12 protein-coding genes are annotated in these 12938 nt (G+C 59.3%); 4 read left to right on the top strand and 8 right to left on the bottom strand.

What is annotated here, in order from left to right; translation table 11 throughout:
- Positions 1 to 89: 89 nt before the first annotated feature.
- From ACSFE6_RS11640 to fdhD, 5 genes are all read right to left on the bottom strand, one after another.
- Positions 90 to 1454: a glutamine synthetase family protein gene (locus ACSFE6_RS11640; RefSeq protein ID WP_435427731.1), complete on the bottom strand. Its 1365-nt coding sequence runs from the start codon at positions 1452 to 1454 to the stop codon at positions 90 to 92.
- A gap of 531 nt (positions 1455 to 1985) precedes the next feature.
- On the bottom strand, positions 1986 to 2465 hold the full coding sequence (gene moaE, locus ACSFE6_RS11635; protein WP_435427730.1) for a molybdopterin synthase catalytic subunit MoaE: 480 nt from the start codon (positions 2463 to 2465) through the stop codon (positions 1986 to 1988).
- Between the two features lie 2 nt (positions 2466 to 2467).
- Complete coding sequence (locus ACSFE6_RS11630) at positions 2468 to 2719, bottom strand: MoaD/ThiS family protein (RefSeq protein ID WP_435427729.1); 252 nt, start codon at positions 2717 to 2719, stop codon at positions 2468 to 2470.
- A complete protein-coding gene (moaC, locus tag ACSFE6_RS11625; RefSeq protein ID WP_435427728.1) occupies positions 2716 to 3213 on the bottom strand; it encodes a cyclic pyranopterin monophosphate synthase MoaC in 498 nt (165 codons plus the stop codon). The genes ACSFE6_RS11630 and moaC overlap by 4 nt, the downstream gene beginning before the upstream one ends.
- A 43-nt stretch (positions 3214 to 3256) precedes the next feature.
- Positions 3257 to 4084 carry a formate dehydrogenase accessory sulfurtransferase FdhD gene (gene fdhD, locus ACSFE6_RS11620; RefSeq protein ID WP_435427727.1) on the bottom strand — a complete coding sequence of 276 codons (828 nt, stop codon included), beginning with the start codon at positions 4082 to 4084 and terminating at the stop codon, positions 3257 to 3259.
- A gap of 515 nt (positions 4085 to 4599) precedes the next feature.
- Between fdhD and ACSFE6_RS11615 the strand changes: the two genes are divergently transcribed.
- Entirely contained in the window at positions 4600 to 5661 is a 1062-nt protein-coding gene (locus tag ACSFE6_RS11615) for a BMP family protein (protein WP_435427726.1), read from the top strand.
- A 389-nt stretch (positions 5662 to 6050) separates the two neighbouring features.
- Positions 6051 to 7283 (top strand): OprD family porin, encoded by a 1233-nt coding sequence (locus ACSFE6_RS11610; protein ID WP_435427734.1) that lies wholly within the window; start codon positions 6051 to 6053, stop codon positions 7281 to 7283.
- A 270-nt stretch (positions 7284 to 7553) separates the two neighbouring features.
- On the opposite strand, the gene ACSFE6_RS11605 is transcribed toward ACSFE6_RS11610, so the two are convergent.
- The gene (locus ACSFE6_RS11605; protein WP_435427725.1) at positions 7554 to 8447 is read right to left on the bottom strand and encodes a LysR family transcriptional regulator; all 894 of its coding nucleotides are present in this window, start codon (positions 8445 to 8447) and stop codon (positions 7554 to 7556) included.
- Positions 8448 to 8807: 360 nt separating this feature from the next.
- On the opposite strand from ACSFE6_RS11605, the gene moaB reads away from it, so the two are divergent.
- The gene (gene moaB, locus ACSFE6_RS11600; protein ID WP_435427724.1) at positions 8808 to 9347 is read left to right on the top strand and encodes a molybdenum cofactor biosynthesis protein B; all 540 of its coding nucleotides are present in this window, start codon (positions 8808 to 8810) and stop codon (positions 9345 to 9347) included.
- On the top strand, positions 9344 to 10549 hold the full coding sequence (locus ACSFE6_RS11595) for a molybdopterin molybdotransferase MoeA (protein WP_435427723.1): 1206 nt from the start codon (positions 9344 to 9346) through the stop codon (positions 10547 to 10549). Before moaB ends, ACSFE6_RS11595 begins: the two co-directional genes overlap by 4 nt.
- 200 nt (positions 10550 to 10749) lie before the next feature.
- Here ACSFE6_RS11595 and ACSFE6_RS11590 read toward each other — a convergent pair whose 3' ends face one another.
- Positions 10750 to 11649 carry a bestrophin family protein gene (locus ACSFE6_RS11590; protein ID WP_435427722.1) on the bottom strand — a complete coding sequence of 300 codons (900 nt, stop codon included), beginning with the start codon at positions 11647 to 11649 and terminating at the stop codon, positions 10750 to 10752.
- A gap of 4 nt (positions 11650 to 11653) precedes the next feature.
- Positions 11654 to 12652 carry a GTP 3',8-cyclase MoaA gene (moaA, locus tag ACSFE6_RS11585; protein ID WP_435427721.1) on the bottom strand — a complete coding sequence of 333 codons (999 nt, stop codon included), beginning with the start codon at positions 12650 to 12652 and terminating at the stop codon, positions 11654 to 11656.
- Positions 12653 to 12938: the final 286 nt, after the last annotated feature.

Here is a 12938-nt window from a genome sequence, read left to right as displayed (position 1 = left end):
GGCCGGCACATTCAGCACTTGTGGTGACTGACACACCGCTTTCGCGAGCAGGCTCGCTCCCACAGGGAACTGTGAATAACTGATCTGGCTTACGCCTCAGTCAGATACCAACGCCAATCCTGCTCACCCACTTCGGCCATGAACTGCCGGTACTCGGCACGTTTGACCGCCAGATACACCCCAAGGAATTCCTGCCCCAGCGCATCCCGCGCCCACGCCGAATTTTCCAGTGCCGTCAGGGATGTCAGCCAGTCGGTTGGCAGCAGTTGCGTGGCTTGCGCATAGCCGTTGCCTTCAACTGGTTCGCCCGGATCGAGGTTTTCGCGGATGCCGCGATGGATGCCGGCCAGGATTGCCGCCGCCGCCAAATAGGGGTTGGCGTCGGCGCCACAGATGCGGTGTTCGATGTGGCGGCTGTTGGCCGGGCCCCCGGGAACACGCAGGCTGACGGTGCGGTTGTCGACACCCCAGGTCGGGGCCAACGGCGCATAGCTGTTGGCCTGGAAACGCCGGTAGGAGTTGGCGTTAGGGCAGAACAGCAGCAACGAATCGAGCAGGGAGGCGAGCATGCCGCCCACCGCCGTGCGCAGCAGCGGGGTGCCGGCCGGGTCCTCGGAGGCGAACAGGTTGCGGCCCTCGGCATCGGCAATGCTCACATGCATGTGCATGCCGGTGCCCGCCAGGTCATCGAACGGCTTGGCCATGAACGTGGCCTTCATGCCGTGCTTGTGGGCCACGGCTTTGACCAGTCGTTTGTAGCGCACCGCCTGGTCCATCGCGAGCAAGGCATCGCCGTGCTCCAGAGTGATTTCCACCTGGCCCGGGGCGTACTCGGAAATCGCCGTTCGCGCCGGAATGTCGTGGAGTTTGCAGGCCGCATAGAGGTCGGCGAGGAAGGGTTCGATCTGTTCCAGTTCGCGCAGGCCATAGACCTGGGTATGCCTCGGTCGGCCGCCGTCGGCGTCCAGTGCCGGTTGCGGGCGACCGTTGTGATCGCGCTTGGCATCGAGCAAGTAAAACTCCAGCTCGCAGGCCATCACCGGGTGATAACCCTCGGCCTTGAGACCCTCGATCACCTTGATCAGCAAATGACGCGGGTCGGCGATGCTCGCCGGCATGCCTTCTTGCGGGTGCATGCTGACCTGTACCGCCGCTGTTGGAATCTGCCGCCAGGGCAGGCGCACCAGACTGCCTTCGAGGGGGTAGGCGCGGCAGTCGATATCGCCCACATCCCACACCAGTCCGGAGTTTTCGACGTCCTCACCCTGCAGGGTCAGGCCGAGAATGGTGCTGGGCAAAGGACGCCCGCTTTCATACACCGCCAGCAGTTCTTCGCGGTGCAGCAGCTTGCCGCGTGGCACGCCGTTGGCGTCGAGAATGAACAACTCGATCATGTCGATATCGGGGTTGTTCGCCAGAAAGCGTTGGGCATCTTCAAGGGCAGCAAATTTCATGGTTCGTCACTCACGATGTGGCGCCACGCGGGCGCACGGATTCAGGCCAGCGCATGGCAACGGGCAGTCCCGGGGCGTACTGGCAGCGATAGCGAAAAAAGGAGGGGGCTCTACGCGTGGGGAACGCGATCAGGCGAGCAGGGTGCTATCCGGCGGACGTGAGGAGTGACGCAATTTCGAACGGCGCAAGGCCATGGGCAGGTTGACGATGCGCTTCATGAGGCAATGCCTCGTGCAGCCAGCGGGGAGGTGGCTGGAATCGAGGCATTGCGCAGGTGGTGTGCCAGCGATGAAAGGCTCATGACTCATGTTTCCAGTGGCGGAAATCGTCGGCGGCGATGTGACAAGCCATCCGGGCGTCGCTGGATATTAGGGGTGAACGTTACGCGTGTAAATATCCAATAACGACATGGTTTGCGTAATGCGCAAATAAACGTTGATAGATGTGCGTAATGCGCAGGTATTTGTGATCGATTTGGCGCGGCACTTGAACCCCTGGGTCGGCCATCGCCGGTCTTGAGCCGGAGGCCGTCATGATGCCGTGGTGGGTGATTGCTCTTTTACGACCCAACGTTCAGCCGCGGATCGGTCGCTGTCGCGCGCATCGACCCAGCGCGAGCCCGACGCCACGCCTTCGCGTTTCCAGAATGGCGCATCGGTTTTCAGGTAATCCATGATGAACGCGCAGGCGTCGAAGGCGGCCCGGCGATGCTGGCTGCTCACGCCGACGAACACGATGGGGTCGCTGACCGACAACTGGCCGATCCGGTGCACGATCTCCACGGCCTTGAGCGACCATCGCGCCTTGGCGTTGTCGATGATCTTTTGCAGCGAACGTTCGGTCATGCCCGGATAGTGTTCGAGAAACAGGCTGGCGATTTCCTCGCCTTGGTTGATGTCCCGCACATAGCCGACAAAATTGACCACGGCGCCGACCCCGGGATCGTTCGCTCGCAGTCGGTCGATCAATTGGCCGACGTCGAAAGCCTTGTATTGCACGCAAACGCCCATGTTCAACCCCCGGTGACCGGTGGAAAAAAGGCAATCTCGTCAAAGTCTTCGATCCCATGATCCGGATGACAAAGCTCCTGGTTCAGCGCGCACATCAGGTTGCTTTCACCGAGCACATCGCGCCACAACTCGCCGCGAGCCATCAGCCGTTGGCGCACGTCTTCGATGGTCTTCAGATCGGCCGTCAGGGGCAGCTTTTCACCGCCCAGGTTGAGCTGTTCGCGGTAGCGGGCGAAGTAGTTGATCAGGATCATTGGGCATCCTCGCAGGTGAAGTGACCCGAGCGGCCACCTTGTTTGCTGAGCAAGCGGACATCGTCGATGACCATGCCACGGTCCACGGCTTTGCACATGTCGTAGAGGGTCAGGGCGGCGACGCTGACGGCGGTCAGCGCTTCCAGCTCGACGCCGGTCTGGCCCTCGACGCGGCAGGTGCCGACGATTTTCACGCTGTCGGGCGGGCAAGCCTTGAGTTCGACGTGGACCTTGCTGAGCAGCAAGCTGTGGCACAGCGGGATCAGCTCACTGGTTTTTTTCGCGGCCATGATCCCGGCGATCCGCGCCACGGCGAACACATCGCCCTTGGGGTGGCCGTCGCTCTGGATCAGCGTCAGGGTTTCCGGGCGCATGCGTACCCAGGCCTGGGCTTGCGCTTCACGCTGTGTCGAGCGCTTGCCGCTGACGTCGACCATGTTGGCGCGACCCTGGCTGTCGAGGTGGGTCAGGCCATCGGGGGATGAATCTGTCACGGGGAACTCCTGCGCCTGTCAGCGCGATGATGATGTGGTGGTATCAAACCGGGCTGTAAATGCGTGGCGCGTTGCGATGGGGGACGTGGATCAGGTTCAGGCGATGCTTGATCGCCCATTGCACGGTCAATGCGGTGGGCGCGGACAGGCTGACCAGCGTGCCCAGATTCGCCCTGACGGCCTTGTGAATCAGTTCCAGGCTGCAACGGCTGGTGACCACCGTGAAGCCGCGACGACTGTCGATGCCAGCGTGCTGCAGGGCGCCGATCAGCTTGTCCAGCGCGTTGTGGCGACCAATGTCTTCACGGCAGATCAGCGCCGAACCGTGCTCATCGAAGTACAGCGCCGCGTGCAGCGCACCGCTGCTGCGGGCCATTTGCTGCGCCTGTTCGATGCGCAAACGGATGTCGATGAAATGTTCGGCCGGGGGCAGGGCAACCGGTTCGAGAATCTCCAGTGCCGGCAAGGCCTGCTCCAGCGCTTCTACCCCGCACAGACCGCAACCACTGGTCCCCGCCATCTGCCGGCGATGGTCCTTCAGCGCCCAAAACGCGCGGCTGGAAATCTGCACATCGGCCTGCACCGCCTGATCGAAATGGCGCAAGTGCAGGTCATGAATTTCGCTCTGGTCCCTGACGATGTCGTTGCTGACGCTGAAACCGCGGATGAAGTCTTCGAGGTTACCGGGGGACACCATCATCACCGCCTGGCTCAAACCGTTGTAGGTGATTGCCAGGGCAATCTCCGAAGCCAACGCTGCCTGGCAGACCGCCGCGCCGTTGTCGTATTCACGGAAGTTCACGTTCAGCGGTGTTGGCGCGGGCGCATTGGTGTCACTTGGATCAATGCGTTGTTCAACTTGGCACAACATATAAAGAATCTCGAAGCGCTGAATTGAGTTCAGGCTACGGGCAACTTCTTAGTGCGTCCAATCGCTTGTTCCGATGTGCTGATTGGTGATGTCTATCGGTGAGGGCGAGGTTTGTCTGAGCACTCGGTCATGCCGAAACAGGCAATGCGTTCTCCGTTGAACATCAAGCGATTATCAATTTACGGGCAATAGTAGCTGCCGTTGATGCTTACAATAAAAAATAATTGAAGTGGGGGGCGCAGCGCATGCAATAGGCCCGACAATTTTCCAGGACGTTTTTTGCGTTATTTTCAGACAATCCCTATTTCTTTTTATGTTGCAACCCCCCCACTCTTATTCCCTATCGGGGAGTCGGCTCAAACCTCGCGTCTTCGTCTTGCCAAGATCTTTCTTGGGAGGGTGAGTCCGAGGATTTCTACCATCCACGATACCTAATCATTTGGTCGGTTCTGCTCAGATTTGTTATGCGTGCATCCCGCATCTACCTGAAAAATATAAAAAAAGGGTACTGAAAAATGAAAAATCCTTTCTCGACTGTTACGAAAATGATTGTCACCGGCACTTTCGCCGCACTCCTGCCTTTATCCGTCAGCCAAGCCGCTGACGAACCCAAAATCTCGGTGCTTATCCCTGGCAAGCACAATGACAACGGCTTCATGGAAGCTGCCTATCGAGGCTACGAGAGGATAAAAAGCGAACTTCCAGTTGACGCCAGCTACGTTTCGGACATTTCCGCAACTTCCGACCCAGTTCTGCTGACCGAGGCGATGAGGAAGCTGGCAGCCAAAGGTCCCGATATGATCATCGCGCATGGCGGGCAGTGTAATGGTCCGGCAGAAACCGTCAGCAAGGAATTTCCCGACATCAAGTTTGTCGTGATCCAGGGGCACGTTAAAGGCCCCAACCTCTCGAGCTACGTCGTCAAACAGGAAGAGTCTGCTTGGCTTGCGGGTGCCCTGGCAGGCCTCACGACGAAAAGTAACGTGGTCGGACACATCTCCGGCGCCTGGCCTAACCCAGGCCTGATGGGGCGGGCTGCATTTTACGACGGTCTGATGCACGTCAACCCCAAAGCTAAATTCATCACTTGGTTCACCGGCGACTTGGACAGCACCGAAATAAACAAGGAGGCAGCAAAAGGCGAGATCAAATATGGGGCAGACGTGATTTACACCATGCTCAATGCCGGCCGCCAAGGCGTAATCGACGAGGTTAAATCCCATAATGGCAAGGTGCGCCATATCGGCAACGTTTCCGACTGGACCAAGGTCGATGAAACCTTCATAGGCGCTGCTGTAGCCGATGCCAGCGTCGCGATTTACAACGCGGCTCGGGATCTAACCACCGACAGTTGGCAGCCGAACAGAGTGGAAGAGATCGGCTTAGCCAATTCGGATGAGGTCACACTAACCTTCGCCAAAGATGTATCCCCGTTGGTTCGGGAGCAGATCAGCACCCTGAAGAACAAAATACTTAACGGCGAAATTCAGATCAAAACCACTTACAACGGCGAAGAGTTTAACCCAGCGACCGGTAAGTTCGTCAGTCAATCGTTCAAAGAGCAGCACAAGAAGTAAGTTCGCGAAGCACAGTAGTTAGTGTCCGTGGCATGGGTAGCATCTACTACTAATGAGTGTCTCCTTAGTCTGGCAACATGGTCCTCTAATAATATTAACGGTCCATAAACGGCATAACCGCTGTGACCACGGCGGTTTCGCGACAGACTAGTTGGTGGCCAGTCTGCTGGTTCGTAAGAATCTCTTAGTAGATGCCGCTACGGGTAGTCCAATAACCGGTAGTCGCCAGTCAGGCACGCGACGAAATGAAAGCGGTCGTTATCGTCCTCACAAATGTGCGCGGTGAGGATGGTCTCAGCCGCGATCAGATCTGCTAACGCCTGACGGCTGCAGTTTAGCCAACGCTTATTAGAGAATAATAAAAAATGAATGCCCGTAATCGCTGTGCAATGTTTTTCAGCTGTACTGCCTTCTCGCTTGCGGGGCTGTCTACCGGCCCTGCGGTGGCCGCTGGCTTCGCCGAAGATGCCAAGGTTACACTTGGCCTGCGTAACTTCTACATCAACCGTAACTTCGTCAATCCGGCCTATCCGCAGGGCAAAGCCGAGGAATGGACCCAGAGCTTCATCCTCGATGCCCGTTCCGGCTTTACCGACGGCAGCGTCGGCTTCGGTCTGGATGTGTTGGGCTTGAGCGCCTTCAAGCTCGATGGTGGTCGCGGCACACGCAATACCGGCCTGCTGCCGGTGCATGACGGCAATCATCCGGCTGACGATTTCGGCCGCCTGGCCGTGGCCGGTAAGACCAAACTGTCGAAAACCGAACTGAAGGTCGGCGAGTGGATGGCGGTGCTGCCGATCCTGCGTTCCAATGACGGCCGCTCACTGCCGCAAACCTTCCAGGGCGCGCAGCTGACCTCCAACGAAATCGACGGCCTGACCCTCTATGGCGGCCAGTTCCGTCAGAACAGCGAACGCAACAACGCCAGCATGGAGGACATGTCCATGAACGGCAAAGGAGCCTTCACCTCCGACCGCTTCAACTTTGCCGGTGGCGAATACCGCTTCAACGACAAACGTACCCTGCTTGGCCTGTGGCACGCCGAACTGCAGGACATCTACCACCAGCAGTACCTGCAGGTGCAACACAGCCAGCCGCTCGGCGACTGGATCCTGGGCGCCAACCTCGGCTACTTCCAGGGCGGCGAAGACGGCAGCGAACTGGCCGGCAAACTGGACAACAAGACCTACTCGGGGCTGTTCTCGGCCAAGCTCGGCGGTAACACCTTCTATGTCGGCCTGCAGAAACTCAGCGGCGACAGTGGCTGGATGCGGGTCAACGGCACCAGCGGCGGCAGCCTGGCCAACGACAGCTTCAACGTCAGCTACGACAACGCCAAGGAACGCTCCTGGCAAGTGCGCCACGACTACAACTTCGCCGCCGCCGGCATCCCCGGCCTGACCCTGATGAACCGCTACATCAGCGGCGACAATGTGCACACCACCAGGACCGACGACGGCAAGGAATGGGGCCGTGAAACCGAGGTGGCCTATGTCATCCAGAGTGGCGCCTTGAAGAACCTGTCGATGGCATGGCGCAACAGCACCCTCCGATGCGACTTCAGCAGCAACGAGTTCGACGAGAACCGCCTGATCTTCAACTACCCGCTGAAGATTCTCTGATTCACGGCTTTACCCGCGTCTGCTTACTCCGTGTATTACTCCTCCTTCGGCCCGTCCTGGTGACGGGCTATTTTTTAGCATTGCTGTGGCCTTTCTCGCCGCGTTGGGATTGGGGCTATCCATCAGTCACATCATCAGCCGTCCTATCAATGTTGCCGTGGCGAGTGGCAAACAAATCGCCAGCGGCGACTTGAGGCACACGATCAGCAGTGCAGCGCGTGACGAAACGAAGTTCGCATTGGATTTGGATATTCGTACAGGGCCTATCCGTTACTCAGTCTTCCGGGTAAATAACAGCCGCGCCTCGGCGAAACACTTCTCGGCAATCGCCGAGCGCGGTTCGGTCTTGCGCATGACCAGGCCCAGGGGCGCCAGCACGCTGGCGTCCGGCAGGTCGATGAAAGCCAGGTGTTCGATGGGTTCTTCCAGGCCGCTGTCCAGGGGCATGATCGCGCAACAAAACCCTTCGTGAATCGCCTGGAGCAGTTGGTAGGTCGAATCGCTTTCCATGATCGGCTGCGGGTTGAGCCCGCGGCTGCGGAAGCTCAGGTCGATGGATTTGCGGTAGTGCATGCCGGTGCTGAGCATGCCCAGCGGCAGTTCGGCAGCGTCTTCCCAGCTCATTTGCGTACTGTCGAAATGGAAGTGCCGGGTGTCGTACAGCAGGCCGACGCGGGTCTCGCCGATCTCGAAAAACTCGAAGTAGTTCGGGTTCACGTGATCGAGGTAACACACCCCCAGGTCCAGTTGATTGTTGCCCAGGCTTTCAATGATCTGGTCCGAACTCAGGGAAGACAGGCTGAACTTGAGCTCCGGAAAACGCTGGGACAGGCCCTTGATGTAGCTGACAGGGTTGAAGCTGCTCAACGGCACCAGGCCCATGCGCAAGTGACCCACCAGTTGGCCCCGGCACGCGGCGGCTTCGGCGAACAGCCCGTCGTGGGCGGCCAGCAGGGTCTTGGCCCAGGCCAGCACCCGTTCCCCGGCCTGGGTGAAACCCTCGAAACGCTGGCCACGGGTGACCAGTTCCAGGTCCAGTTCATCCTCGAGGTTACGCAGGCGCATCGACAGGGTGGGCTGGGTGATGTGACAGCGCGCGGCGGCCTGGCCGAAATGACGGGTCTGCTCCAGGGAAATCAGGAACTTGAGTTGTTTGATGTCCATGACGGCACCTTCGGGCGGAGGAAAGGAGAGGTAAGTATTGACGCGGGGGCGCAAGACACAAGGTGCGTGGACGATCTCATTGTCACGGGCGAGCGTCCAATCACTGTTGTTTAACGCGTTATCGATCGGCTCTATCGAGTCCATCTGTAGGAGCGAGCTTGCTCGCGATGAGCGCACAGACAACACGTGAATTCAGAAAGAACGCGTTATCGTTGACGACCATCGCGAGCATGCTCGCTCCTACAGGTTAATGGCTGATAGATACACTCGATAGTGTGGTTGGTTAGAGTGATTAGACACTGCTTGTTTTAGCGCTTTAGTCTCTGGAAGTTATTTAATTTAAATCTGCCGGAGAGTCTCATGAGCGTTAAACCGGATGCATTGTTTATCCCGTTGAATATTGCCGTGCTGACGGTGAGTGATACCCGTGATTATGCCAATGACACGTCCGGGCAATTGCTGGTCAGCCGCTTGCTGGAGGCCGGCCATACCCTGAGCGAGCGCAATTTGCTCAAGGATGATCTGTACAGGATCCGCGCTCAGGTGGCGACCTGGATTGCCGATGACAACATTCAGGTGGTGCTGATCACCGGCGGCACGGGCTTTACCGGACGCGACAGCACGCCTGAAGCGGTTGCCTGTTTGCTGGACAAGCAGATCGATGGCTTCGGTGAGCTGTTTCGGGCGATTTCCATCCTCGACATAGGCACTTCCACCGTGCAGAGCCGGGCCCTGGCCGGTTTGGCCAATGGCACCCTGGTCTGCTGCCTGCCCGGTTCCACGGGGGCCTGCCGCACGGCATGGGAAGGCATCCTCGCCGAACAACTGGACGCCCGGCACCGTCCATGCAATTTCGTGCCGCATCTCAAGCCTGTGCAGATCTGTGAGTCACGAGGATGAGCGCCTCGCCGTTGATGCCGGTGGAGGAGGCCATCAGCCGTTTGCTGGCGATGGCCGACACCCGACGCTTGCAAGACAGCGAACCGCTGTCGCTCGATACGGCGCGGCAACGGGTGCTGGCCATTGACCTGGTGGCGACGCTGGATCTGCCGCCGTGGCCGAACAGCGCCATGGACGGGTATGCCCTGTGTATCGACGGCTGGGACGGTCAGCCATTACCCGTGTCTCAGCAGGTGTTTGCCGGGCAAGCCCCCGAAGCATTGGCGCCTGAAACCTGTGCGCGCATTTTCACAGGCGCACCCATTCCACCAGGGGCCAATTGCGTGGAAATGCAAGAAAACACCGAGGCGCTGGCGGACGGGCGCATCCGTTTTCTGCAGCCATTGGCCACGGGCTGCAACATCCGCCCGCAGGGCCAGGAGAATCGCGCCGGTGATGTGTTGTTGCGCGCCGGCAAGCGCCTGGGGCCGTTCGAGTTGGCGGTCGCGGCGGCGCAGGGCTGCACCCAGGTGCAGGTGGTGCGTCGTCCTCGCGTGGCGTTGCTGTCCTCCGGCAATGAGCTGGTCGAGCCGGGTACACCGCTCAAGCCCGGCAGCATCTACAACAGCAACCGCACCTTATTGAGTCACTGGTTGAGTGCCTTGGGTTGCGAGGTTGTCGATGGCGGCATCCTGCCTGACGAGCCGCGACAGACGCGGTGGCGACTCGAACAATTGCAACACGAGGCAGACTTGATCCTCACCACCGGCGGCGTGTCTGCCGGCGATGCCGACTGCCTCGGCCAGGTACTTCGAGAATGCGGCAAACCGTTGTTGTGGAAACTCTCGATCAAACCCGGCAAGCCGCTGACCGTCGGCCAGTTCGGCCAGGTGCCGGTGATTGGCTTGCCGGGTAATCCGGCGTCGGCGCTGGTGACTTTTGGCCTGTTGGCCCGAGCTTACCTGTTGCGGATTCAGGGTGTCGAAGACGTCGAACCCTTGAGCTTCCCGGTCACCGTGGGTTTTGCCTGGCCAAAACCGGGAAACCGCCGGGAATACCTGCGGGCCAGGCTGGAAGGCGGACGCGCCGTGCTCTATCCAAACCAGAGTTCGGGTGTTTTGCTGGGGGCTTCATGGGCGGATGGGTTGGTGGAAGTGCTCGAAGGCCGCACATTGCAAGCGGGCGATATCGCGCGGTTCATCCCGTTCAGCGAACTGTTCTGACACAGCAACAATCCCCTGTGGGGGGGGGGGGGGGGGGGGGGGGGGAAACACAACCCCCCCCCATTACACCCCCCCACAAAACTCCCCCCATAAGACCACCCCCCCCCCCCCCCCACCTCCCCCCCCCCCCCCCCCCCCCCCCCCCCCCCCCCCCCCCCCCCCCCCCCCCCCCCCCCCCCCCCCACAGGTTCTGCGCTTTATCAGTTGAGGACGAAGTCAACCGGCTCCAGCTGCGGCGGCAACTCCGTTACGCCCAAGGCTTGCAGCACATCGCGCTCGATGTTGCGCACGATGGCGTCGGTGGGCAGGTCGTTTTCGTCGCGGCCGAAGGGGTCTTCCAGTTCATCGGCAATCGCATCGAGGCCGAAAAAGGTGTAGCTGACGATCGCAGTGAACACCGGGGTCATCCAGCCCAAAGGCTCGGCCATCGCAAATGGCAGCAGGATGCAGAACAGGTAGATGGTCCGGTGCAGCAGCAGGGTGTAGGGGAACGGCAGCGGCGTATTTTTGATCCGCTCACAGACGGCTTGGGCACGAGTCAGGCCGGCCAGGTGGTTGGCCATGACCGTGTAGCGCCAGTCGCTGATCACCCCCGATTCGTTAAGGCTCGAGCACTGTTGGCCGACCTGCATCAACACCTGGCCGCTGATGTCCGTGGCGTTGCTTTTGGGCAATGGCTGCAACCAGTCGCCGCTGGCGGCCAGTTCGTTTTCCTTGCGCAACCGGGCGTTGAGCGCGTGGGCAAATCCGCAGAGGTTACTGAGGATGGCGTGTCGCTCACCGGCATCCTTGATGATCAGGGTTTCGCGAATCATCGAACGGATATCGACGATCACATCGCCCCAGGCCTTGCGCGCTTCATACCAGCGGTCATAACAGGCGTTGTTGCGAAAACTCATGAAGATCGACAGCGACAAGCCCAGCAAGGTGAAGGGCGTAGCACTGACCTTGGAAAAGTAAGTCGGGTGCAAGGTTTCGATGAGCACGATGGCCGAGGCGAGCAAGGTCACCATCAGGCTGCGCCAGGCAATGCGTTTGGCGATCGAACCCTTGAGCGAAGTCAGCACGCCGATCAGGTCGGGTTTGGGTCTGACGATCATGGTTTCAGCCCCCTGTCATGTTCATGAAGCGAATGACCTGCACCTCGTCGTTCACCTCGAAGTTGTGCCGATAAGGCTTGAGTTTCATCGCCTCGATAATGGCCTTTTCCAGGCGTTCGGGCTGGCCGGGATGGCTGCGCAAAACCGCCTTCAGATCGGCAGAATGTTCGTTGCCCAGGCACAGCAGCAATCGACCTTCGACGGTCAGACGCACCCGATTGCAGGTGTCGCAGAAGTTGTGGCTGTGGGGCGAAATGAACCCCAGGCGAATCTGCGGCGCCTCGGCCAGCCGCCAGTAGCGCGAAGGGCCCTGGGTCGACTCGGCGGAATCCATCAAAGTGTAGCGTTCTGCAATCCGCTCACGGACCTGGGCGCTTGAATAGAACGACTCGGCGCGGCTGTGCTCGCTGATGGTGCCCAAGGGCATTTCTTCGATGAAGGAAATGTCGAGGTTACGGTCGATGGCGAAACTCACCAGGTCGTTGATCTCGTGATCGTTGCGCCCCTTCATCACCACGCAATTGAGCTTGGTGTTGCGAAATCCCGCCTTGTTGGCAGCATCGATGCCCTTGATCACCTGCGCCAGATCACCGGTGCGGGTCAGTTCACGGAAACGTTGCGGGTCCAGGCAGTCGAGGCTGATGTTGAGGCGCTTGACCCCGGCCTCGAACAACGGTTCGGCCAATCTGGCCAATTGCGAACCGTTGGTGGTCATGCACAGTTCACGCAGGCCGGGCAGGGCGGCGATCTTCTCGCACAGCTGCACCACGCCCTGGCGAATCAGCGGCTCGCCCCCGGTCAGACGGATTTTGCGGGTGCCCAGCGCGACGAAGCTTTGCGCCACCTGGTAGATCTCTTCCAGGGTCAGTATTCGCTGGCGCGGCAGGAACTGCATGTCTTCGGCCATGCAATACACGCATCGGAAATCGCAGCGATCGGTGACCGACATCCGCAGGTAGTCCACGCGCCTGGCGAACCCGTCCATCAAGACTCGTTCCGACATGACATCCTCACTTGGCACTGCATGCATTTGAATGAATACCCTTCCTGTAGGAGCGAACTTGCTCGCGATGGTCGTTAACGATGACGCATGCTTGCGCGATAAACGCGGTGCTCTTGAGTCCATCGCGAGCAAGCTCGCTCCTACAGGAATGTCATTGATTATGGGTTTGTTGAACGCAGGCTAAGTGCAAGTTTCGAGGCCGTCCAATCACGAATAACAACCGGTTGATCGACACCATCTATGACGAAAAAGTGAGCGTTTCAAATATCTTTAAAATTTTATAACA

Source organism: Pseudomonas baetica, from assembly GCF_051216495.1.
GTDB classification, from domain to species: domain Bacteria; phylum Pseudomonadota; class Gammaproteobacteria; order Pseudomonadales; family Pseudomonadaceae; genus Aquipseudomonas; species Aquipseudomonas baetica_B.
This window is presented reverse-complemented; position numbering and strand designations above follow the sequence as displayed.

Excerpts from the sequence above, each read along its gene's own strand:
- ACSFE6_RS11640 (WP_435427731.1), bottom strand. The coding sequence starts at position 1,454 with ATGAAATTTGCTGCCCTTGAAGATGCCCAACGCTTTCTGGCGAACAAC.
- moaE (WP_435427730.1), bottom strand. The coding sequence starts at position 2,465 with ATGGGCGTTTGCGTGCAATACAAGGCTTTCGACGTCGGCCAATTGATC.
- ACSFE6_RS11630 (WP_435427729.1), bottom strand. The coding sequence starts at position 2,719 with ATGATCCTGATCAACTACTTCGCCCGCTACCGCGAACAGCTCAACCTG.
- fdhD (WP_435427727.1), bottom strand. The coding sequence starts at position 4,084 with ATGTTGTGCCAAGTTGAACAACGCATTGATCCAAGTGACACCAATGCG.
- ACSFE6_RS11615 (WP_435427726.1), top strand. The coding sequence starts at position 4,600 with ATGAAAAATCCTTTCTCGACTGTTACGAAAATGATTGTCACCGGCACT.
- ACSFE6_RS11610 (WP_435427734.1), top strand. The coding sequence starts at position 6,051 with ATGTTTTTCAGCTGTACTGCCTTCTCGCTTGCGGGGCTGTCTACCGGC.
- ACSFE6_RS11605 (WP_435427725.1), bottom strand. The coding sequence starts at position 8,447 with ATGGACATCAAACAACTCAAGTTCCTGATTTCCCTGGAGCAGACCCGT.
- moaB (WP_435427724.1), top strand. The coding sequence starts at position 8,808 with ATGAGCGTTAAACCGGATGCATTGTTTATCCCGTTGAATATTGCCGTG.
- ACSFE6_RS11595 (WP_435427723.1), top strand. The coding sequence starts at position 9,344 with ATGAGCGCCTCGCCGTTGATGCCGGTGGAGGAGGCCATCAGCCGTTTG.
- ACSFE6_RS11590 (WP_435427722.1), bottom strand. The coding sequence starts at position 11,649 with ATGATCGTCAGACCCAAACCCGACCTGATCGGCGTGCTGACTTCGCTC.
- moaA (WP_435427721.1), bottom strand. The coding sequence starts at position 12,652 with ATGTCGGAACGAGTCTTGATGGACGGGTTCGCCAGGCGCGTGGACTAC.